Raw genomic sequence first — 18,674 nt, 5'->3', positions numbered from 1 at the left:
GCCGAGGAGCCGACAGCGTTGTCCGAGCCCACCGTCACCCGCACCGACGCCGAGGGCGTCGCGACGCTCACGCTGCAGCGCCCCGCGCTGACCCACCGGATGCGCACCGAGCTGCTGGCGCACGTGCGCGAGGTGGCCGCCGACGACGCCGTCCGGGCGGTGCTGCTGACCGGGGTCGGCCGCACCTTCTGCGTGGGCCAGGACCTCGGGGAGCACGCCGCGGAGCTGCGCGCGGCCGCGACCACCCCGCTGTCGGTGGTCGCCGAGGAGTACAACCCGCTGGTGCTGGCGCTCGCGGCGCTGCGGGTGCCCGTCGTGGTGGGGATCAACGGCGCGTGCGCGGGGGCCGGACTGGGGCTGGCGCTCGCCGGTGACCTGCGGATCGCCGCGGCGGGGGCGAAGTTCACCACCGCGTTCGCCGGCATCGGGCTGGGCAGCGACTCGGCGCTCGCCTCCCGGCTGGTGCACTGCGTCGGGGGCTCCCGCGCCGCCCAGATGCTGCTGCTGCCGGAGCCGTTCCCGGCCGAGACCGCCGCGATGTGGGGGCTGGTGCACGAGGTGGCCGAGCCGGACCAGGTGCTGCCGCGTGCGCAGGCGCTCGCCGCCCGGCTGGCCGCCGGCCCGACGCTCGCCCACCGGGCGATCAAGGAGGTGCTGGCGACCGCGGCCACCGACCCGCTGGAGACCACGCTCGCCCTGGAGGCGCGGCTGCAGACCGAGCTCGGGCAGACCGCGGACCACCGCGCCGCGGTCGAGTCCTTCCTGGCCAAGCAGCCGATCACCTTCGCCGGCCGCTGACCCCGCAGGTCAGCCGAGCCGGGCGGAGCAGGCCGGGCAGACCTCGCCGGCCGCGGCGGGAGGCCACGGCAGCTCGCTGGTGACCCGCGCCAGGGCACCGCAGACGGTGAGCTCGCAGGCGCCGTCCAGGTCGGTGACGGCGCGGTGGACCTCGACGGCGTGCCACAGCGCCGGCGTCGGGCCGTGCGCGCGGCTGCGGGCGGCGACGAAGGTGTCGGTGTTCACGGTCACGCTGCTCATGTCGGCATCCGGCCGGTCCTCGGACAGCCCGCGGCCACTACCCCACCCGATCGGGTGAGCCGGCGGGAGATGGCCGCAACCCCGACGGCCCGGCGGTGGCCGCGGCATGGCACGGTGCGGTCGACCCGTTCGCGCCCGACCGCACCGGAGGCCCGAGGATGCAGCTCACCAAGCACGGACACGCCTGCGTCGTCCTGTCCGACGGGGAGCGCCGGCTCGTCGTCGACCCGGGCGCCTTCACCGCCGACGACCCGCTGGCGGGCACCGCATCCGGCACGACCGCCCTGCTGCTCACCCACGAGCACCCCGACCACTTCCTGCCCGACCGGGTCCGCGCCGCGCTGGACGCCGACCCGGGCCTGGAGGTGTGGACGAACTCCTCGGTCGCCGAGAAGCTGGCGGGCGCCGGCCCGCGCGTCCACGCCGTCGGCGCCGGCGACACGTTCACCGCGGCCGGGTTCGACGTCTCGGTGCACGGCGAGTGGCACGCGGAGATCCACCCGGAGATCCCCCGGGTGCGCAACGTCGGGTTCCTCGTCGACGGGCAGGTGTTCCACCCCGGCGACGCCTTCACCGTGCCCGAGGCCGCCGTCCCGACGCTGCTGCTGCCCGCGCACGCCCCGTGGTCGAAGACCGCCGAGGTCATCGACTACCTGCGGGCCGTCGGGGCGGAACGCGCGCTGGCGGTGCACGACGGCCTGCTCAACGACACCGGGCTCGGCCTGGTGGCCGGGCTGGTCGGCGAGCGGGGTCCGGGCCAGCCGACCCCCTACGCGCGCCTGGCCCCCGGGGAGTCGACCACCGTCTGACCGGCCGGGCCGCCCAGCAGCTCGCTGAGCCGGGCGTCGAGGTCGCGGCTGCGGTCGCGCTCGGTGGCCAGTGCCCGTTCGGTCTCCACGCGCGCGGTGACGTCGGCCTGGATGCCGATGTACTGCACGACCGCGCCGGTCGGGTCGGCCACCGGGACGAGGTGGCACTCGTTCCACCAGGTGCTGCCGTCGGCCCGCCGGTTGAGCAGCACCTCACGGCACTCCTGGCCCGCCGCGATCGCCGCCCGCACCCGCGCCACCGGGGCCGGGTCGGTGTCCGGGCTCTGCAGGAAGCGGCAGTTGCGCCCGAGCACCTCCTCCGCCGGGAAACCGGCCAGCCGGGCGAACGCCGGGTTGACGTAGACCAGCGGCTGGTCGGGCAGCCGCAGGTCGACCACGGTCACCCCGGTGTCGACCGCGGCGAGGGCCCGCTGCAGCAGCGCCTCGCGCGGGCTGCCGGCCAGCATCCGGGCGGCAGCCGGCGCGGGGGTCGGCGCCGGGACCGTCGTCGTCCCGGCGGGCGCGGACTCCGGCTCGGGGCGGGTGCAGGGGGCCACCCGGGACAGCAGCGACCGGGCGGCCCGGACGACGGTGTCCCGGTCGTAGGTCAGCGCGAAGGCGAACCGGCGCTCCAGGTCGGGGCCGTCGTCGCCGAGGTCCCGGGCCAGCAGCGCGGCGCTGAAGTGCGGGCTGAGCACCACCAGGTCCCACTCCCCGAGCACCGGGTCCCCCGGCGTCAGGTCGGCGCCGCGCAGCCCGGGCAACGGCTCCGGCGGCAGGCCGGCGCCCAGGGCGCAGGCGAAACCGACCCGCTCGACCAGGTCGCGGTAGCGCAGCCGGGTGGCCGGGGTGAGGTGGCGGGACGCCTGGAAGGTGGCGGCCACGACGCACGTCTCCCCCAGCCGCATGGCCTGCCGCTCCAGCTGCTTGCTCAGCTCGATCAGCAGTGCCTTGGGCGACTCGCGCAGCGGGAACCCGGGCGGCAGGCAGGCGAAGGGGGAGCGCGCCGCGGCGTCGGCGTCGGCGTCCGGGAGCTGGAGCTCGGCCACGGCCGCGCCGGTGATCGGCGCGTCCCCCGGGCGGCCGAACAGCCACCCCTGGCCGAGGGTCGCGCCCAGGGCGCTGGCCATCGCCAGGTGCCGGCCGTCCTCGATGCCCTCGGCCAGCACCACCGCGCCGGTGGACTCGGCGTAGGCGTTGACCGCGTTCATGATCTCGGCGATCGCGGGGCCGGGACGCTCCTGCACCAGGCGCAGGTCGAGCTTGACCACGTCCGGGCGCAGCAGCGGCATGAAGGCCAGCGAGAGCGAGTCGGCGCCGACGTCGTCCAGCGCGATGGCCCAGCCGAGTTCCCGCACGCGCGCGACGGTGCGCAGCAGCTCCGCCGGCCGGGCGGCCAGCGCCCGTTCGGTGATCTCCAGGACCACCCGCAGGTCGCCGGGCACCTGGTCGGCGCGGTCGATCAGCGCGGTGAGCGGGGCCTCGTCCACCGCGTCGGGCTCGACGTTGACGAAGACCGTGAGCGGGGCCAGCAGCCCCGAGCGCACCGCCCCCCGCAGCGCCGACGTCCGGCAGGCGTGGTCCAGCTCGACCAGCAGGCCCTCCGCACGGGCGGCGGCGAACAGCGCGTCGGGCGCGTGCAGCGGGCCCACCGGGCCGCGGGCGAGCGCCTCGTAGGCCACGACACACCCGGTGTCGAGCGCCACGATGGGCTGGAACACGCTGGTGACGGCGCCGTCGCGGAGCACGGCGGCGACGGGGGACGCCGGATCCTGGTGCAACTGGTCCACGTCGTCCCCCATCGGATGCGGGCATCCCGCTCCCGAGTCTGACAGCATCGGCCCTGCCACGAAGGGGTGAGCCCGCGGCCGGTGCGCACCGGCCGGCCCGACGGCAACGGAGACGGAGGCGGTTCCCACGGAGCGCGCCACACCCTCCGACGACGCGTACGAGCTCCCCACGTGGGCTCCGCTGCCGGCGCTGCCCGACGCCGAGTTCGACCGGCTGGCCGCCGAGGTCGCCCGGCGGCTGTCGGTCCCCCAGGCGCTGATGGTCCTGGTGTCCAAGGGCGGCCAGGTCTTCCCCGGCGTGCACGGGCTGGGCGAGCCCTGGACGACGCGCCGCTCCTCGCCGCTGAGCCTGTCGATGAGCCAGGCCGTGGTGCGCACCGGGCAGCCGCTCGTCGTGCCGGACACCGCGGCCGATCCGCTGCTGCGCGACTCGGCCGTCGTGCAGACGGTCGGCATCGTCGCCTACGCGGGGATGCCGCTGTGGAACGGCCAGGGCCGGCCCATCGGCGTGCTGGCCGCCGTCGACGACGTCCCGCGCGACTGGTCGGCCGACGACCTCGCGGTGCTGTACCAGCTGGCCGCCGAGTGCTCGCGGCGGCTGCAGTTCCGCGCCCTGGAGCTCGACGACCAGGAGGCGCGGGCCGCGGCCGCGCGGGAGGCGAGCGCTGCCCGGCGGGCGGCGGAGGCCGCGCAGGCCGCCTACGTCGAGGCGGAGGTGGAGGCCGAACGGACCCGCCTGGTGGCCCGGTTCAGCGCCGGCGTGCTGGCGATCGACACCATGCCCGAGGTGCTGCGTGCGCTCGACCGGCTGGTCCGCTCCCCGCTGGGGGCCACCGCCACGCTGGTCGGGGTGGCCGAGTCCGGCGGCGACGAGCTGCGGCTGTGGACGACCTCCTCGGGGGTGACCTCCTACGCCCGGCCCACGGCGGTGGTCGGCCTGCACGCGCCGCACCCGCTGGCCGAGGCGGTCCGCGAGCGCCGCATGGTGGCGCACCCCACCGGGGAGGACGCCGACCCGGCCTCGTCCGACGGGCCGGCCGGCCGGTCGCAGAGCGCGCTGGCGGTGCCGGTGCTGCTCAGCCAGCACGAGGCCGCCGGTGGGCTGCTGGTCACCTGGGGGCACCCGCGGGCGCTGGACCCCCCGCTGCGCAGCGCCGTGACCGACCTGGCCCGCCATCTGGGGCACGCGCTGGACCGGGTGCTGCTGCGCGAGCAGCGGCTGCGCCTGGAGTCCGTGCGGCCCGCCTCGGCGCGGGCCGAGGCGGTGGGCTGACGGGTCGACCGGGGTCGGTCAGCGTCCGCCGACGGAGACCTCGAACTCCACCTGGCTGACATCGGGGCGGAGCCGGGAGAAGGAGTGCACCAGCGGGTGCCCGGAGCTGTCCCGCACCGTGGTCCGCACGACCAGCAGCGGGGAGCCGGCGACGATCTGCAGCCGGTCGGCCTCGTCGGCGGCCGCGGTCCCGACGTCGACCACGATCCGCGCGTGGGCCAGGTCCGCGGCGTACTCACGGCGGAGGAACTCGTACAGCGAGCCGTGCCCGAAGTCCTCGGTCGCCGCCTTCGGGTAGCGCGCGGCGGGCAGGAAGCTGCGCACGACGTGGTTGGGCAGCCCGTCGACGCTGCGCAGCCGGACCAGTTCGACGACGTCCTCGGCGACCGGCAGGCCCAGCTCGGTGGCGATCGCCGGGGCCGCGGGCACGACCTGCTGGCCGAGGACGGCGGTGCCCACCTGGGCGCCCTGCTCGGTCATCACCTGCTGGAAGCCGGCGATCCGGTGGACGAAGCTCTCGCGGTACTCGTGCCGGATCCCCGGGCGGCTGACGTAGGTGCCCCGGCCCTGCTCGCGGACCAGGTGCCCGTCGGCCACCAGGCCGTCGACGGCCCGGCGCAGGGTGATCCGGCTGACCCCGTACTCCGCGCAGAGCACCGGCTCCGGCGGGAGCAGCGTGTGCTCGGGGAGGGCGAGCGCCCGGCGCCGGAGCGCCTCGCGGACGGCGAGGTACTTGGGCCCCGCCTCGGTGCTCGCCACGCCCAGAAGGTACTGCACCGAGAGACGTCTATACGTCATGACGTACCGTTCGGGTGCCCACCCCCCTCGTCCGGAGGAGAGCTCGTGCGCATCGGAGTGCTGACCGGCGGGGGCGACTGCCCTGGCCTCAACGCCGTCCTGCGGGCCGTGGTCCGCACGTCGGCCAAGGAGTACGGGAGCGACGTCGTCGGCTTCCGGAACGGGTGGCGCGGGCTGCTCGAGGACGACGCCGTCCCGATGGACCTGCCCATGGTCAACAACATGCTGACCCGGGGTGGCACGGTGCTCGGATCGGCCCGGGTGGCGCCGCAGAAGCTGCGCGACGGCCTGGCCCGGATGCGCGAGGTGCTCAAGGACCACGGCGTCGACGTGCTCGTCCCCATCGGCGGGGAGGGGACGCTGACCGCGGCTGCCTGGCTCTCCTCCGAGGGCGTCCCGGTGGTCGGCGTCCCGAAGACGATCGACAACGACATCGACGGCACCGACCTGACCTTCGGCTTCGACACCGCGGTCAGCATCGCCACCGAGATGATCGACCGGCTGCACACCACCGCGGAGTCGCACCAGCGGGTCCTGCTGGTGGAGGTGATGGGCCGGCACGCGGGCTGGATCGCGCTGAACTCCGGGCTGGCCGCCGGAGCCCACCTGGTGATCACCCCGGAGCAGCCCTTCGACATCGACGAGGTCTGCCGGATGGTGACCGCCCGCTTCGAGCGCGGCCACCGGCACGTGATCGGCGTGATCAGCGAGGGCGCGACGCCGGCGCCCGGCACCATGCCGATGCGCGAGGGCGGGCTCGACGAGTTCGGCCACAAGCGGTTCACCGGCGTCGCCCAGCAGCTCGGCGACGAGCTGGAGCGGCGCACCGGCAAGGAGGTGCGGACCACCGTCCTGGGCCACGTGCAGCGCGGCGGCACCCCGACGTCCTTCGACCGGGTGCTGGCCACCCGGTTCGGGCTGCACGCCACGATCGCCGCCCACGAGGGGCACACCGGGCAGATGGTCGCGCTGCAGGGCACCGAGATCGGGCTGGTCCCCCTCGCCGACGCCGTCGCCCGGCTGAAGACCGTCCCGCCGTCCCGGCTGGCCGAGCTGCGCGCCTTCACCGGCTGAGGACGGACCCCGTCCACACGGGACGGGGTCCGTCACCAGCGCCAGGTGTAGCCGATCACGCACTCGCCGTCGGGCACGACCTCCAGCGAGGTCTGCCCGCCGACGAGCGCCGCGGGCACCGCGTCCACCGGCTCGGCCGCGTGCACGTCCGGCCAGCGGCAGGCCAGCACCTCGCGGGGCAGGGCCGCCGCGTCGAACCGCACGGTGAGCGCGAGGTGCCGCACCCCCGGGGTCACCCCGCGGCGGAACTCCGGAGCCGGCGGTTCCGGGTAGGTGAAGACCGTCTCGTACTCCAGGTGGGTGGCCTGCCCGGGCAGCAGCGGCTCGGCCAGCAGGATCTCCACCATGCACAGCGGCGTGCCGGCCACCCGCCAGGCGTCCACCGGCACGCCGCCGCTGCGCACTGCGATCGCGGCGTGCACGGTGTCGAACGCGTAGTGGTAGCGGTGGGTCTCCTCGACCGCCTCGACCAGCTGCCGGGTGACGTGCCGGCGGGGTGACCGGTCGGCCCCGATCTCGTGGTGCTCGGCGACCTGCAGCGTGCGGACGGTGCGCCGCGGCACGGGCCGCGAACTGCTCGGCGCGCCGGCCACGACGAGCCGGTCACCGGCCGGGCGGCCGCGGCGCAAGGCGCGCAGCTCCTCCGCGTGCTCGTCGGACATCCCGAACGCGGCAACGAACAGCTCCAGCGTCCGGTCGGAGAGCCGGTCGCCGTTCAACGCCCGCCCCACCCGGTTCTCCAGGCTGCGCGGCCGGAGGTCCGCCCCGGCCTCGCCGGTGTCCACCAGGTGCTCCGCCAGCACCGCCGCCACGGCGGCCCGGGGCAGCTGCCCCCGGCGCACGCTGCTGTACCGCTGCCAGCGCCGGCGGTACCGCGGCTCGTCCAGCAGCTGGGCCAGCCGCTCCGCGGCCCAGCGCACCCCGACCGTCTGCTCCATCGCGTCCCCCCATGGACGGCCACGTCCCGGCCACGAGGTCCAGGTATCAACCCGGAGCTGGGGGGGGGGGGGGGGGGGGGGGGGGGGGGGGGGGGGGGGGCGGGGGGGGGGGGGGGGGCGGCGTGGGGGGGGGGGGGGGGGCGGGGCGCGCGGCTCGGGGGGCCGCGCGACCGCAGCGCACCGGCCTTTCGCGACGCACCGGAGCGGGTCGGGCACCGCCCTGTCCCCGCGGTGTCCGGCCTTTCCCCCCGTCCGGGTGCCGCCGTGCGCCCGCCGAGGTGCGGGGTCGGTCAGCCGCGCAGCAGCTCGGCCCGCTCGTCGGCCAGCCGGCCCAGCCGCGCGTCGAGCTCGGTGGCGCGCCGGTCCAGGTCCGCGCCGACGTCGTCGACGAGCTGCTGCAGCTCGTCGACCCGCGCCAGGGACTCGTCGATCCGGGCGCCGACCTGCCAGTCGGTGAAGACGTTGTCGAACCAGATGTCGACGAACCGGGTGAGCTCGCCGATCCCCAGGGCGGGGAGCTGGACCGCCGCACCGGGCACGTCGACCAGTTCGCGGGCCAGCAGCCGCAGCTGCTGGTCGGCGTCGGCGGCCGCGGCGGCGGCCTGGTCCAGCCGGTCGTGCTTCACCGAGCTGGCCAGCGCACCACCGCCGAGGAAGGTGTCCCAGCCCGACCAGGACCGTGCGGAGCCGAGCCGGTCACGGACCCGGGACAGCGCGTCCCGGGCGGCGGCCGCGGCCGCGAGCGCCTCGCCGACCTCGGCCGACTCGGCGCCCAGCCGCCCGCGCTCGACGGCCAGCTCCAGCAGCCGGCGGCCCACCGGCGTCCCCGATGCCTGCAGCCAGGCGTCCTTCGCCTCGGTCGCGGTGGCCAGCTCCGCGCCCGCGTCGGCCAGCGCGGCCACCTCCGCGCGGACCCGGTCCAGCTGCCGGTCCAGCCGGGCGCGGAGGGCCTCGGCCTCCTGCAGCCGCAGCCGGGCGGCGTCGGCCTCGGCGCGCTCCCGGTCCAGGTCCTGCGCCCGGCTGCCGCGCAGCGAGGCCAGCACCCGGGACAGCGAGACCCCCTCCAGCGCCCGGACGTCGTCGGCCTCGGCGCCCGCCTGCCGGCCCAGCTCGACCAGCCGGGCGTCCAGCTCGGCCGCCTCGTCGGCCAGCTGACCGGCCTGGGCCCGGGCGTGCACCAGCCGCCGGCAGCGCTCGGCCGCCGCGGCCAGCCGGGCGTCGATCTCCGCGAGTCCGCTCATCCGGGCAGTGTCCCGGACCGCGGCGTGCCGGGCTGCAGCTCGATCACGGTGACCTCCGGCCGGGCGCCGACCCGCATCGGCGGCCCCCAGTAGCCGGCGCCGGCGGTGACGTAGAGCTGGGTGTCACCCTGCCGTGACCAGCCCTCCACCGCCGGCTGGTCCAGCAGGACGGCGTAGTCGAAGGGCCACAGCTGACCACCGTGGGTGTGCCCGGACAGCTGCAGGTCGACCCCGGCCGCGCGGGCCTGCTCGACCTGCACCGGCTGGTGGGCCATCAGCACGACCGGGCGGTCGTCGTCCCGGCCGTCCAGGGCCGCGTCCAGGTCCGCCCCGTGGCCGGGCAGCCCGGAGCCGGCCGCGGTGCGGTCGTCGATCCCGGCGAGGTCGACCGCCGCGCCCCCGCGGCGCAGCTCCACCCGCTCGTTGCGCAGCACCTCCACGCCCAGGGTGGGTAGGTGACGCAGCCACGCGGCGGTGTCGACGAAGTACTCGTGGTTGCCGGTGACGAAGAAGACGCCCTGCTCGCTGACCAGGTCGGCCAGCGGGGTGACGTCCTCGCGCAGCTCGGCGACCTCGCCGTCGACCAGGTCCCCGACGATCGCCACGACGTCGGGCCGCTGGGCGTTGACCGTCTCGACCACCCGCTCGAACCGGCGTCCGCCGTAGGTCGAGGACAGGTGCCCGTCGGAGAAGGTGACGATCCGCAGCCCGGCCAGCGCCGGGTCCAGCCGCGGGATGGTGATCGGCACCCGCCGGACGACGGGCGCGGAGTTCGCCAGCACCACCCCGGTGCCCGCCGTCCCCAGCGCGACCGCGCCCGCGCCGACGGCCAGCGAGCGGGCCAGGAACAGCCGGCGGCTGACCGGGTCCGGCGCCGGCGGGTCCGGCGCGGTGACCGGTACGGGCTGCTCGGCGGCCGTGGCGGCAGGTTCCGCCCGCGCCGCCTCGTCGGCCACCTCCTCCGACGTCTGCCCGCGGCGCCGGCTCAGCAGCCGGGCGACGAGCCGGATCGGCTCGGTCGCCAGCACCGCCAGGAAGGCGTAGAAGGCCAGGCCCAGCCACGTGTAGCCGATCCAGTCCAGCGGGGTGGCCACCGCCTGCGGCAGCGGCGAACGGCGCAGCAGCACCGCGGCGACCGGCAGCACCGCCAGCACGACGGCGAGCAGGGTCAGCCGCCGGCGCAGCCGGCCCGGGCGCGTCGTGCCCCGCACCAGCCGCAGCCACAGGTAGCCGTGCAGCAGCACCATGGCCAGCAGGACGACGGAGCCGAAGCCGAGGGCCGCGATCAGGGACAGGGGAGGGCTCCTCGCTGGGACCCGGCCGCCGCCGGAGGGGTCACCGGGTCGCGCTCTTGAGCACCGGGCGCAGCGCCGGCCAGCGGAGCCAGAACTCCTGCTCGGCGCGCTCGGCCCGGGCCTGCTCCAGGGCGTGCAGCCGGCCGTAGGTCCACGCGTTCTCCCCGTCGGCGAAGGCCTGCAGCCCCAGCTGGGTGCACAGCTGCCGGGTCACGACGGTGTCCTGCCGGTCGCCGAGCACCTCCTGCACGGCCTTGAGCGCGGTGACCAGCTCCTTCACCGGCGGGCCCAGCACGGGCAGGGTCGCCTCGGCGGTGTAGCGCAGCCGCTTCCCCGCCTTGCGCACCTCGTGCAGCGCCTCGTCGTGATCGTGCCCGGGTGCGGCGTCCTGCGCGGCCTCCACCGTGCTCCGCAGCCGCTTGGCGGCCTTGGCCAGCACCGCCCGCAGCACCTCCCCGGCGGGCTCGGTGGCGACCGCGGTGAACGGCGGGTCGGCGAGCAGCGCGTCGAGGTCGTCGCGCAGCTGCAGGTACCGGGCGCCGTTCAGCGCGCGGCGTGCCTGCGCATCGCCGTCGGCGACGTCCTTGGTCTCCGCCTGCTGCAGCCGGGCGGCCACCGGGCCGAGCACCAGCTCCTCCGGCTCGCCGGCGACCAGCTCGCGCAGGTGGGCCAGGGCGACCTCGGCGTCCCGGCTCGGTGACAGCGCGCTGCCGACCTCGGCCAGCTCCGCCCGGATCGGGTCGGTGCGCTCCCGGTCGAGCACCGGGCGCACGGTGGCCAGCGTGCTGCGCAGCCGGCGGCAGGCGACCCGGACCTGGTGGACGGCGTCGGGCTGGGCGGTGCGCAGCATCAGGTCGGCGTCCTGCAGCGCCTGGACCTGGTCGCGCAGCGCGGCGAGCACCACCTCGCCGACCGGCGCGACGGCGACCGCGGCGCGGCGCGCGGCCTTGCCCTCGGCGCGGGAGTGCTTGCCCTTCTTCTTGCCCTTCTTCCCGGCCTTGCCCGTGGGCGGGGCCGGCAGGGCGGGAGCCGGGGCGGCGCCGTCGAGGGCGGCCAGCCGGTCGGCGAGCACCCGGGTCAACTTGGCCGGGGACTGCCCCGGCCGGGCCCCGGCGGCGACCAGCGCGTTGCCGACCGCGGTCAGCAGCGCCTCGTCGCCCTCGACCAGCTCGACCTCGACCTCGCGCCAGGTGGTGACGACGGCGGCGGCGCCGGGCTCGGCCGGCAGCGCGGTGCCGGTCACGTGGTCGTCGGCGACCTCGGCGAGCACCCGGCCCTCGGCGTCCTGCAGCGCGGTGACCACCCGGCGGGTGCGCAACGAGGCGACCTGGCCGACCGGAGCGCGGCGGACGATCCCCAGCACCGGCTCGAGCACGGCCTTCGGCGGGGTCTTCGCCGCCCGGCCCAGCGGGGAGTGCAGCTCACGGCGCGCACCGGCCACCGCGGGCAGCTTGACGTGCCAGCCGGCGTCGGTGCCGCCGGTGCGGCGGCGCAGCGTGACCCGGGCTCGGGCCAGTCGCAGGTCCGCGGTGTCGTGGTAGGCGGCCTCGAGGTCGTGCTCGACCGGATCGGCGACCGCCGCGACCCCGGGGACGTCGCCCAGGTCGGGCAGGACGAACGTCTCCTCGACGTCGAACTTGCGCTCGATCTCCAGGTGCTCGACAGCCACGCTCCGCCTCTCGTCCGGGCAGCCGTCCTCGTCTCAGACGGCGCCATGAACCCCCCGTCCTACCGCACGCAGGTGAACGGCGCACCCGACGGTGACCACCGCCGGCCTCGCTGGGCACCATGGTCGCCGTGCCCCGCCACCCCCGAACTCCCCGCCGCTGGGCCCCCACGCTGTTCGCCGCCCCGTGGGCCGCGGCCGCCGCGCTCCGGCTGACCGGCACCGAACGGGGCTTCCCGCTGGTGCCCGCGCTGGCCTTCACGCCCTACGCGGCTCTGACCAGCGGACTGCCCCTGACCGCGGCCCTGCTGTCCCGTTCGCGCGGCGCGGCCGTGGTGGCGACCGCGTCGGCCGCGGTGCTGACGGGCGTGGTGCTGGCACGAACGGCGTCCACCTCCCCCACGGTGCGGCCGCAGGGACCACGACTGCGGATCGTCTCGGCGAACATGCTGCACGGGCGGGCCGACCCGGACGCCCTGGTGGCCCTGGCCGCGGCGCAGGACGCCGACGTGCTGGCGCTCATGGAGGTCACGCCCGAGGCGGTGTCCGGCCTGCTCACCGCCGGGGTGGCCGACCTGCTGCCCGAGAGCCACGTGGTCCCCGCCGGGGAGGGCCAGCCCGTCGGCGCCGGCGGCGCGCTGTGGACCCGGCTGGAGGTACGGCAGCGCACGGTGGTGCCGGGTCGCTTCGGTCAGCCCGCGGCCCTGCTGACCGTGCCGGGTGCGCCGGACGTCGAGCTGACCGCGGTGCACACCCACCCACCGACGAGCTCCCCCGCGCAGGTCGCCCGCTGGGAAGAGGACCTGCGGCTGCTGCCCGACCCGGAGCCGGGCGTGCTGCGGGTGCTGGCCGGTGACTTCAACGCCACGCCCGACCACGCCGCCCTCCGGCAGCTGGTGCGCCGGGGCTGGGTGGACGCCGCAGCGGCGACCGGCCAGGCGCTGCGGGCCACCTGGTGGCCGATGCGGGTGCCGCACCCGCGGCTGACCCTCGACCACGTCCTCGTCGACCCGCGCATCGGGGTGGACGCCCTGCAGGTGGTGCACGTGCCCGGGACCGACCACCGGGCGCTCGTCGCCGACCTGCGGCTGCCCGCGGCGCCGTGATCGAGGGGGTGAGAGCCCCGGGCGGCGGGTCCGCACCACCGCCGCCCGGGCACTGACCCCATGCCCGCCCATCGCGGACCTGCACATCAGCTGTGTGACATCTGGGTTAACTCACCGCGTTCCGCGCGCGGTGCGACGCTCCGGAACGAGGCGCACACGCACCGGGCAGCTCAGCCGATGCGCACGTCCTCCTGGCCGACCACCGCCACGACGTCCCCGCGGTGCAGCTGGCGGCCCCGCCGGTCCTCGGGCTCGCCGTTGACCCGGACGCCTCCGCCGGTCAGCACGTCCTTGACCTGGGCGCCGGAGGGGACGGCGTCGACCAGCTTCAGCAGCTGGCCCAGCCGGATGGACTCCTCGCCGGAGCGGAGCTCGATGGTGCGCACGCCCCCGATCCTCCCCCGCGCTGCGCCGGCCGGTCAGGCCGGGCGGACCTCGTCGCCCACGGCGACCGCGCCGGACCGGGTCACCAGCGCGCCGACGGCCAGCGGGCCGCCCTGCTCCCGGTGCACCGCCACGGGCCGGACCACCCGACGACGCCCGGACCGTCAGGCGGGCGACCAGCGCAGCGTCCAGGTGCCCGACCACGTCCCGCCCGGGGGCAGCACGACCAGGTCGACGCCGTCGGCCAGCGCGTTGGGCGGGCAGGTCATCGGCTCCACCGCCAGGCTCCGCCGGCGCTGGCCGGCCGGCAGCGTGTCCCCGGAGAAGACCTGCAGCCAGGGCCACGCGCGGTCGACGGCCAGCTCGAGCGCACCCGCCGGCCCCCGCAGCGACACCCGGGCCCAGCCGTCGTCGTCCCGGACCAGGTCGGTCACCGGGTCGTCGAGCCGGCGGTCGCCGATCCGGCCGACCTCGCCGTCGAAGGGCCGCCGGGCGCCGGTGGGCAGCCCGCCGTCGACCTCCAGCGCAGCGCCCGCGGGCACGGACAGGTCGGCGTCGGCCAGGCCGCCCTCCTCCGGTGCCCCGACGTGCAGGTAGGGGTGCATGCCGACGCCCAGCGGTGCGTCGTCGTCCCCGGCGTTGCGCACCCGGACGACGACGGCGAGCCCACCCTCGGCCAGCCGGTAGTCGATCGCGACGGCGAGCCGGAACGGGTAGCCGGGGCGCGGTTCCAGCAGGGTGCCGACGGTCACCGCGTCAGCGGTCTGCGTGAGCACACCCCACGGCTGGGCGGTCACCAGCCCGTGCACGGCGTTGGGCGAGGAGCCGCTGGCCACGTCCAACTGCAGGTCCCGGCCACGCCAGGACCACCTGCCGTCCCGCAGCCGGTTGGGCCACGGGACCAGCACGCCGCCCCGCCGGCCGGCCGGGACGGTGCCGGCCGGGTAGCCGTCGAGCACCTCCCAGTCGCCGACGGCGAGGCGGCGGGGCCCACCGCCGCGCAGGTCGACGACGAGCTCGGCCGCGCCGACGGTGACGGCGACCTCCCGGGGCTCGGTGGCCGGCCAGGGCAGGGTGTCGGCGGGAGCGTCGGTCCGCTGGGTCATCCGGTCCTCCTCGTGGACGTCGCTGCACAGCTCACCACAGCCACTGACCACCCGGGTCACCTGTTCCACGTGGAACTGGTGACAGACGTCAGTGGCCTCCGGAGCCCCCCGGACACCAGACTGGGACGGGACCGACCCCGAGGAGCGACCGATGCCCGAGCCCCACCTCCGCGCCGCCGACGCCGACCGGGCCGCGGTCGCCGAGACCCTGGGGCGGAACCTGTCCGCCGGCCGGCTCACCGTCGAGGAGTACGACGAGCGGCTGTCCCGCGCCTGGGCCGCGAAGACCTACGGCGACCTGGCCCCGCTCACCGCCGACCTGCCCGACGAGGGCCCGCACCTCGAGGCGGTGACCCCGGCGACCGGGCCGGCCGGCACCGGCGGCCCGGCGTCGGCGCACGCCGGCGGCGCCTTCCCCTGGGCCGGCAGCTGGGGCCCCCTCGGCACCGGCCAGGCCTGGGCGGGTGGATCCTCGCTGCGCGCCGCCTGGGGCAGCTGGACGGCCACCGCGCTCATCGTGCTCACCGTCTGGGCGATGAGCTCCTGGGGCTCCGGCGAGCTCCACTACTTCTGGCCGGTGTGGGTGATCGGCCCGTGGGGGCTGGTGCTGGCCGTCCAGACGATCGGCGCGGGCCGCGGGTCCTCGCCCGACGGGCAGCACCGGCTCCCGCACGGCCAGCGGGACTGACCCGGGCGTGTCCCGGGTCGGCCGGGGTCGGGGCGGGTAGGCGGGCGGGGACCGAGCCCAGCAGAGGCCCAGCACCCGGAGGACCCCGTGCACACCATGACCGACCGCTTCGCCGACGCGCTGCACCGCCTGGACGCCGATCGCGACCCCGGCCCGCTCGTCGAGCTCGCCGGTGAGGACACCCAGCTGGTCAAGCTCGACGAGCACCACGAGACCCGCGGCCGGGAGGGCGCCCGGACCTTCTGGACGGACTACCGCGACGTCTTCGGCGACATCGAGACGACGTTCACGCACACGGTGGTGGGCGAGTCGAGCGCGGCGCTGGAGTGGACCTCCACCGGCACCCTGCGGGACGGGAAGCCGTTCACCTACCGCGGCGTCACGGTCATCGAGGGCGACGAGCAGCAGCTCTCCGGCGTGCGCACGTACTACGACTCGGCGGCGTTCCTCCAGGGCCGCAGCGGCACCGCCTGACCCGGCGCCCGGCGCGCTGCCCGGCGCGCCGGGCAGCGCCGTGAACCGGATCGCGGCGTCCGGACATGAAGGGGTGTGACGAGCCCACCCACCGCTGCTGGAGCATCACCCCCCGTGGCCGGCCTCCGCGTGCATTCCGGCGCGCGCCGCCCACCCGGCCCGGACCCGGTCCCCCTCCGGGCCCTCCCGTCCGCCCTCCCGACGGACGCCGAGCTGGTCGCCGGGTCGGTGACCGACCCGGCGCAGTTCACCGCGCTGTTCGACCGGCACGCCACCGCCGTGCACCGCTACCTGGGCCGGCGGGTGGGTGACCTGGCCGACGACCTGCTGAGCGAGACCTTCCTGATCGCGTTCCGCCGGCGCGCGGCCTACCCCCCCCAGCACGTGGAGGTCCGGCCCTGGCTGCTGGGGATCGCCACCCACGTCGTCCAGGGGCACGAGCGCACCGAACGGCGCCGGTACCGGACGCTGGCGAAGGCCGCCGGGCAGCTCGCGGAGCACGCCGCCGATCCCGCCGACACAGCCGACCGGCTCGACGCCCAGGCGCTGCGCGGCCCGCTGGCCACCGCCCTGGCCGGGCTGAAGCCCCGGGACCGGGACGCGCTCCTCCTGCTGGCCTGGGGAGACCTCTCCTACGAGGAGATCGCCACCGTGCTCGACGTCCCGGTCGGCACCGTCCGTTCCCGGCTGCACCGCGCCCGCCGCCAGACCCGCGCCGCGCTCGGGGACGTCTCCCCGCTCGGCGACACCTCGGAGGAGACCCGATGAACGAGCTCACCGCCCTCCGCGAGGCCGGCCCCGAGGCGCCGGCGCTCTCCCCCGACGCGCGCTCGGCCGCCCGGGCGGCGCTCCTGTCCGAGATCGACGGCCCGGCTCGCCGCCGACGGCCCAGCCGGCGGACGACGCTGCGCCTGGGCGCCGCCGGCGTCGCCGTCGCCGCAGCCTGGTCGGCGGCCGTCGTCATCGCGGCCCCGGACGACCCGGGGAGCCCGGCGAGCAGCGTGACCCTCGTGGACTTCGAGATGCCGACGTTCCCGCTGACCCTCGACCCGGTCCCCGACGGCCTCCGGCCGGCGTTCGACGGGGCCGGCGACGGCGCGACGATCGCCAGCTACGACGCCCCGGGCGGCGAGGACGGCTTCACGCTGTACGTCGCCGGGGACGAGCCGGAGCTGGGCGACCGGGACGTCACCGCCACCGAGGACGTCAGCGTCGACGGCGAGGATGCCGAGTTGGTGCGCTACTCGGAGACCTGGTGCACCGGCGATGCTCCCGGCGAGGACTGCCACCGCCGCACGTCCACCTCGCTGACCTGGGAACGCTCCGACGACCAGTGGGTGACCATCGACGCGTACGGGCGCTACGGCACCACCACCCGGGTGCTGCAGATCGCCGGTTCACTGGTCGACCGACCGCAGCCCGCGACGCTCGACGTCGGGCTGGCCCCGGCCGGCTGGTCGGTGCGCGGCTTCAAGATGGGCCGGGTGCTCACGCTGGTCAACGACGCGTACGAGCAGCAGGAGGTCACCGTGCACGTCCCGCTGCCGGAGGACGTGATCCCGGCCGACGAGGTGCGCAGCAGCATCATGGGGCCGATCGGCCCGCAGCTGGACGTGACCGTGCACGGCCGGCCGGCCCAGCTGGTTCCGGTCGACACCGGCTACCTCGACCAGCGCGGCTGGTACCTGCAGGCGCAGTTCCCCGACGGGACGACGTTCGTCCTGCAGGCCCCGGGGGCGTTCACCCAGCAACAGGTGCTCGAGTTCGCCGAGCAGGTGACGCACAACCCCTGACCCACCGAACGACGAAGGGCCCCTCCCGGTCGGGAGGGGCCCTTCGTACCAGTGGGCAAGGGGGGAGTTGAACCCCCACGTCCTTTCGGACACACGGACCTGAACCGTGCGCGTCTGCCATTCCGCCACTTGCCCTGGCGAGGGAGAACAGTAGCAGCCCGCCGGAGGCACCCGACGGCACCCCCTGGGAGACCGTTCGGTGCCGGTTCTCCCGGCGCGGCGGCCACCCCACGAGCGGGACGCTGGTAGACAGGTCGTCTGGACTCCGGGCGGACGAGATCGTCCGGAGCGCCTGCGGCGTGCGGCCGGTCCGGGAGGCTCCCCCCGGTTACGATCGTCGCTCAGGGCAGCGGGAGGTCGGCGCGAGGGCGGAGGAGCGACTGTGGGTGTGCTGCAGCGCTTCGAGCGGCGGCTGGAGGGCATGGTCGGGCTCGCCTTCGCCCGCGTGTTCAAGGGCAAGGTGCACCCCGCCGAGATCGCCCACGCCCTGCAGCGCGAGGCCGACGAGCAGCGGTCCGTGCTCGGCGGTGGCCGGGTCCTCGCGCCCAACGTCTTCACCGTGACCCTCGGCCCCTCCGACCACGACAACCTCGCAGAGTGGTCCGAGCAGCTCGCGGCCGAGCTGGCCGACATGGTCGCCGAGCACGTCGAGTCCGAGGGCTACCAGACCTTCGGTGCCATCGAGGTGCACCTGGAGCGCGACGAGGAGCTGCGCACCGGCGTCTTCGAGGTCTCCTCGCACGTGGGCGACGGCGGCCCGCACCGCGCCGATCCCGCTCCGGCCGCGCCACCCGGCCTGCCGCCCCTCCCCCCGCTGGCGGGGGTGCAGGGCCGCAGCGCCACCGACACCGGCGCCCCGGACCCGGGCGCCGTCGGCCGCACGGGCCAGCGCACCTCGCACGTGCTCGTCGTCGACGGCCCGGGCACCAAGCACGTCCTCGAGCAGGGCAGCAACGTCCTGGGGCGCGGCACCGACGCCGACGTCCGGCTGCCCGACACCGGGGTGAGCCGCAAGCACGCCGACGTCCAGCTGGCAGGCAACCGGGTCACCGTGGAGGACCTCGGCTCCACCAACGGCACCCTGGTCAACGGCCGCCGGGTGAGCCGGCAGGAGCTGGCCGACGGCGACGTCATCCGGATCGGCCACTCGGTGCTGGTCTACCGGCAGGACGGCGCGTGAACGCGGTCCCAGGGGGTTCCG

The 18,674-nt window shown here is 76.5% G+C and carries 19 protein-coding genes and 1 tRNA gene; 10 read left to right on the top strand and 10 right to left on the bottom strand.

Annotated elements, in window-relative coordinates:
• Window positions 1-18 precede the first annotated feature (18 nt).
• Window positions 19-798, top strand: coding sequence for an enoyl-CoA hydratase-related protein (locus tag ACI795_RS04865; protein WP_457074088.1), 780 nt, complete (start codon window positions 19-21; stop codon window positions 796-798).
• 9 nt (window positions 799-807) lie between these two features.
• Here ACI795_RS04865 and ACI795_RS04860 read toward each other — a convergent pair whose 3' ends face one another.
• A complete protein-coding gene (locus ACI795_RS04860) occupies window positions 808-1,038 on the bottom strand; it encodes a hypothetical protein (protein ID WP_457074087.1) in 231 nt (76 codons plus the stop codon).
• 158 nt (window positions 1,039-1,196) lie between these two features.
• Here ACI795_RS04860 and ACI795_RS04855 point away from each other — a divergent pair, with 158 nt between their 5' ends.
• Window positions 1,197-1,847: an MBL fold metallo-hydrolase gene (locus ACI795_RS04855; RefSeq protein ID WP_457074086.1), complete on the top strand. Its 651-nt coding sequence runs from the start codon at window positions 1,197-1,199 to the stop codon at window positions 1,845-1,847.
• Here ACI795_RS04855 and ACI795_RS04850 read toward each other — a convergent pair.
• A complete protein-coding gene (locus ACI795_RS04850; RefSeq protein WP_457074085.1) occupies window positions 1,808-3,637 on the bottom strand; it encodes an EAL domain-containing protein in 1,830 nt (609 codons plus the stop codon). The genes ACI795_RS04855 and ACI795_RS04850 overlap by 40 nt on opposite strands.
• A 181-nt stretch (window positions 3,638-3,818) precedes the next feature.
• Between ACI795_RS04850 and ACI795_RS04845 the strand changes: the two genes are divergently transcribed.
• Window positions 3,819-4,910 (top strand): GAF domain-containing protein, encoded by a 1,092-nt coding sequence (locus tag ACI795_RS04845; RefSeq protein ID WP_457074219.1) that lies wholly within the window; start codon window positions 3,819-3,821, stop codon window positions 4,908-4,910.
• An 18-nt stretch (window positions 4,911-4,928) separates the two neighbouring features.
• On the opposite strand, the gene ACI795_RS04840 is transcribed toward ACI795_RS04845, so the two are convergent.
• The gene (locus tag ACI795_RS04840; RefSeq protein ID WP_457074084.1) at window positions 4,929-5,669 is read right to left on the bottom strand and encodes a GntR family transcriptional regulator; all 741 of its coding nucleotides are present in this window, start codon (window positions 5,667-5,669) and stop codon (window positions 4,929-4,931) included.
• 84 nt (window positions 5,670-5,753) lie between these two features.
• On the opposite strand from ACI795_RS04840, the gene ACI795_RS04835 reads away from it, so the two are divergent.
• Window positions 5,754-6,782, top strand: coding sequence for an ATP-dependent 6-phosphofructokinase (locus tag ACI795_RS04835; RefSeq protein ID WP_457074083.1), 1,029 nt, complete (start codon window positions 5,754-5,756; stop codon window positions 6,780-6,782).
• Window positions 6,783-6,814: 32 nt separating this feature from the next.
• On the opposite strand, the gene ACI795_RS04830 is transcribed toward ACI795_RS04835, so the two are convergent.
• The 4 genes from ACI795_RS04830 to ACI795_RS04815 form a co-directional block, all read right to left on the bottom strand.
• The gene (locus ACI795_RS04830; RefSeq protein WP_457074082.1) at window positions 6,815-7,720 is read right to left on the bottom strand and encodes a hypothetical protein; all 906 of its coding nucleotides are present in this window, start codon (window positions 7,718-7,720) and stop codon (window positions 6,815-6,817) included.
• A 290-nt stretch (window positions 7,721-8,010) separates the two neighbouring features.
• Window positions 8,011-8,961 carry a hypothetical protein gene (locus tag ACI795_RS04825; protein WP_457074081.1) on the bottom strand — a complete coding sequence of 317 codons (951 nt, stop codon included), beginning with the start codon at window positions 8,959-8,961 and terminating at the stop codon, window positions 8,011-8,013.
• On the bottom strand, window positions 8,958-10,208 hold the full coding sequence (locus ACI795_RS04820; protein ID WP_457074080.1) for a metallophosphoesterase: 1,251 nt from the start codon (window positions 10,206-10,208) through the stop codon (window positions 8,958-8,960). The genes ACI795_RS04825 and ACI795_RS04820 overlap by 4 nt, the downstream gene beginning before the upstream one ends.
• A gap of 88 nt (window positions 10,209-10,296) precedes the next feature.
• Window positions 10,297-11,925 carry a CYTH and CHAD domain-containing protein gene (locus tag ACI795_RS04815; RefSeq protein ID WP_457074079.1) on the bottom strand — a complete coding sequence of 543 codons (1,629 nt, stop codon included), beginning with the start codon at window positions 11,923-11,925 and terminating at the stop codon, window positions 10,297-10,299.
• A gap of 128 nt (window positions 11,926-12,053) precedes the next feature.
• Between ACI795_RS04815 and ACI795_RS04810 the strand changes: the two genes are divergently transcribed.
• Window positions 12,054-13,028 carry an endonuclease/exonuclease/phosphatase family protein gene (locus tag ACI795_RS04810; protein WP_457074078.1) on the top strand — a complete coding sequence of 325 codons (975 nt, stop codon included), beginning with the start codon at window positions 12,054-12,056 and terminating at the stop codon, window positions 13,026-13,028.
• A gap of 170 nt (window positions 13,029-13,198) precedes the next feature.
• Here ACI795_RS04810 and ACI795_RS04805 read toward each other — a convergent pair whose 3' ends face one another.
• Together ACI795_RS04805 and ACI795_RS04800 are read right to left on the bottom strand one after the other, a co-directional pair.
• Window positions 13,199-13,414: an RNA-binding S4 domain-containing protein gene (locus ACI795_RS04805; protein WP_457074077.1), complete on the bottom strand. Its 216-nt coding sequence runs from the start codon at window positions 13,412-13,414 to the stop codon at window positions 13,199-13,201.
• A gap of 162 nt (window positions 13,415-13,576) precedes the next feature.
• On the bottom strand, window positions 13,577-14,587 hold the full coding sequence (locus ACI795_RS04800) for an aldose epimerase family protein (protein ID WP_457074076.1): 1,011 nt from the start codon (window positions 14,585-14,587) through the stop codon (window positions 13,577-13,579).
• An 82-nt stretch (window positions 14,588-14,669) separates the two neighbouring features.
• Between ACI795_RS04800 and ACI795_RS04795 the strand changes: the two genes are divergently transcribed.
• The 4 genes from ACI795_RS04795 (at window position 14,670) to ACI795_RS04780 (ending at window position 17,473) form a co-directional block, all read left to right on the top strand.
• Complete coding sequence (locus ACI795_RS04795; protein ID WP_457074075.1) at window positions 14,670-15,206, top strand: DUF1707 SHOCT-like domain-containing protein; 537 nt, start codon at window positions 14,670-14,672, stop codon at window positions 15,204-15,206.
• Between the two features lie 96 nt (window positions 15,207-15,302).
• The gene (locus ACI795_RS04790) at window positions 15,303-15,680 is read left to right on the top strand and encodes a nuclear transport factor 2 family protein (protein ID WP_457074074.1); all 378 of its coding nucleotides are present in this window, start codon (window positions 15,303-15,305) and stop codon (window positions 15,678-15,680) included.
• Window positions 15,681-15,794: 114 nt separating this feature from the next.
• Window positions 15,795-16,448 carry an RNA polymerase sigma factor gene (locus ACI795_RS04785; RefSeq protein WP_457074073.1) on the top strand — a complete coding sequence of 218 codons (654 nt, stop codon included), beginning with the start codon at window positions 15,795-15,797 and terminating at the stop codon, window positions 16,446-16,448.
• Window positions 16,445-17,473, top strand: coding sequence for a hypothetical protein (locus ACI795_RS04780; protein WP_457074072.1), 1,029 nt, complete (start codon window positions 16,445-16,447; stop codon window positions 17,471-17,473). The genes ACI795_RS04785 and ACI795_RS04780 overlap by 4 nt, the downstream gene beginning before the upstream one ends.
• A 52-nt stretch (window positions 17,474-17,525) precedes the next feature.
• Here the strand turns inward: ACI795_RS04780 and ACI795_RS04775 are convergent.
• Window positions 17,526-17,608 (bottom strand) — tRNA-Leu (locus tag ACI795_RS04775).
• A gap of 247 nt (window positions 17,609-17,855) precedes the next feature.
• Here ACI795_RS04775 and ACI795_RS04770 point away from each other — a divergent pair.
• Window positions 17,856-18,653: an FhaA domain-containing protein gene (locus tag ACI795_RS04770; RefSeq protein ID WP_457074071.1), complete on the top strand. Its 798-nt coding sequence runs from the start codon at window positions 17,856-17,858 to the stop codon at window positions 18,651-18,653.
• The last annotated feature ends 21 nt before the right edge of the window (window positions 18,654-18,674 follow it).

The sequence above is a fragment of the Modestobacter sp. SYSU DS0290 genome (assembly GCF_054050955.1).
The sequence above is the reverse complement of the archived record's forward strand: the minus strand, read 5'-3'. Positions and strand labels throughout refer to the sequence as shown.

What these genes read in the sequence shown, in the direction of transcription:
- ACI795_RS04860 (WP_457074087.1), bottom strand. Translation starts at nt 1,038, where the DNA reads ATGAGCAGCGTGACCGTGAACACCGACACCTTCGTCGCCGCCCGCAGC.
- ACI795_RS04855 (WP_457074086.1), top strand. Translation starts at nt 1,197, where the DNA reads ATGCAGCTCACCAAGCACGGACACGCCTGCGTCGTCCTGTCCGACGGG.
- ACI795_RS04830 (WP_457074082.1), bottom strand. Translation starts at nt 7,720, where the DNA reads ATGGAGCAGACGGTCGGGGTGCGCTGGGCCGCGGAGCGGCTGGCCCAG.
- ACI795_RS04825 (WP_457074081.1), bottom strand. Translation starts at nt 8,961, where the DNA reads ATGAGCGGACTCGCGGAGATCGACGCCCGGCTGGCCGCGGCGGCCGAG.
- ACI795_RS04820 (WP_457074080.1), bottom strand. Translation starts at nt 10,208, where the DNA reads ATGGTGCTGCTGCACGGCTACCTGTGGCTGCGGCTGGTGCGGGGCACG.
- ACI795_RS04795 (WP_457074075.1), top strand. Translation starts at nt 14,670, where the DNA reads ATGCCCGAGCCCCACCTCCGCGCCGCCGACGCCGACCGGGCCGCGGTC.
- ACI795_RS04790 (WP_457074074.1), top strand. Translation starts at nt 15,303, where the DNA reads ATGACCGACCGCTTCGCCGACGCGCTGCACCGCCTGGACGCCGATCGC.
- ACI795_RS04780 (WP_457074072.1), top strand. Translation starts at nt 16,445, where the DNA reads ATGAACGAGCTCACCGCCCTCCGCGAGGCCGGCCCCGAGGCGCCGGCG.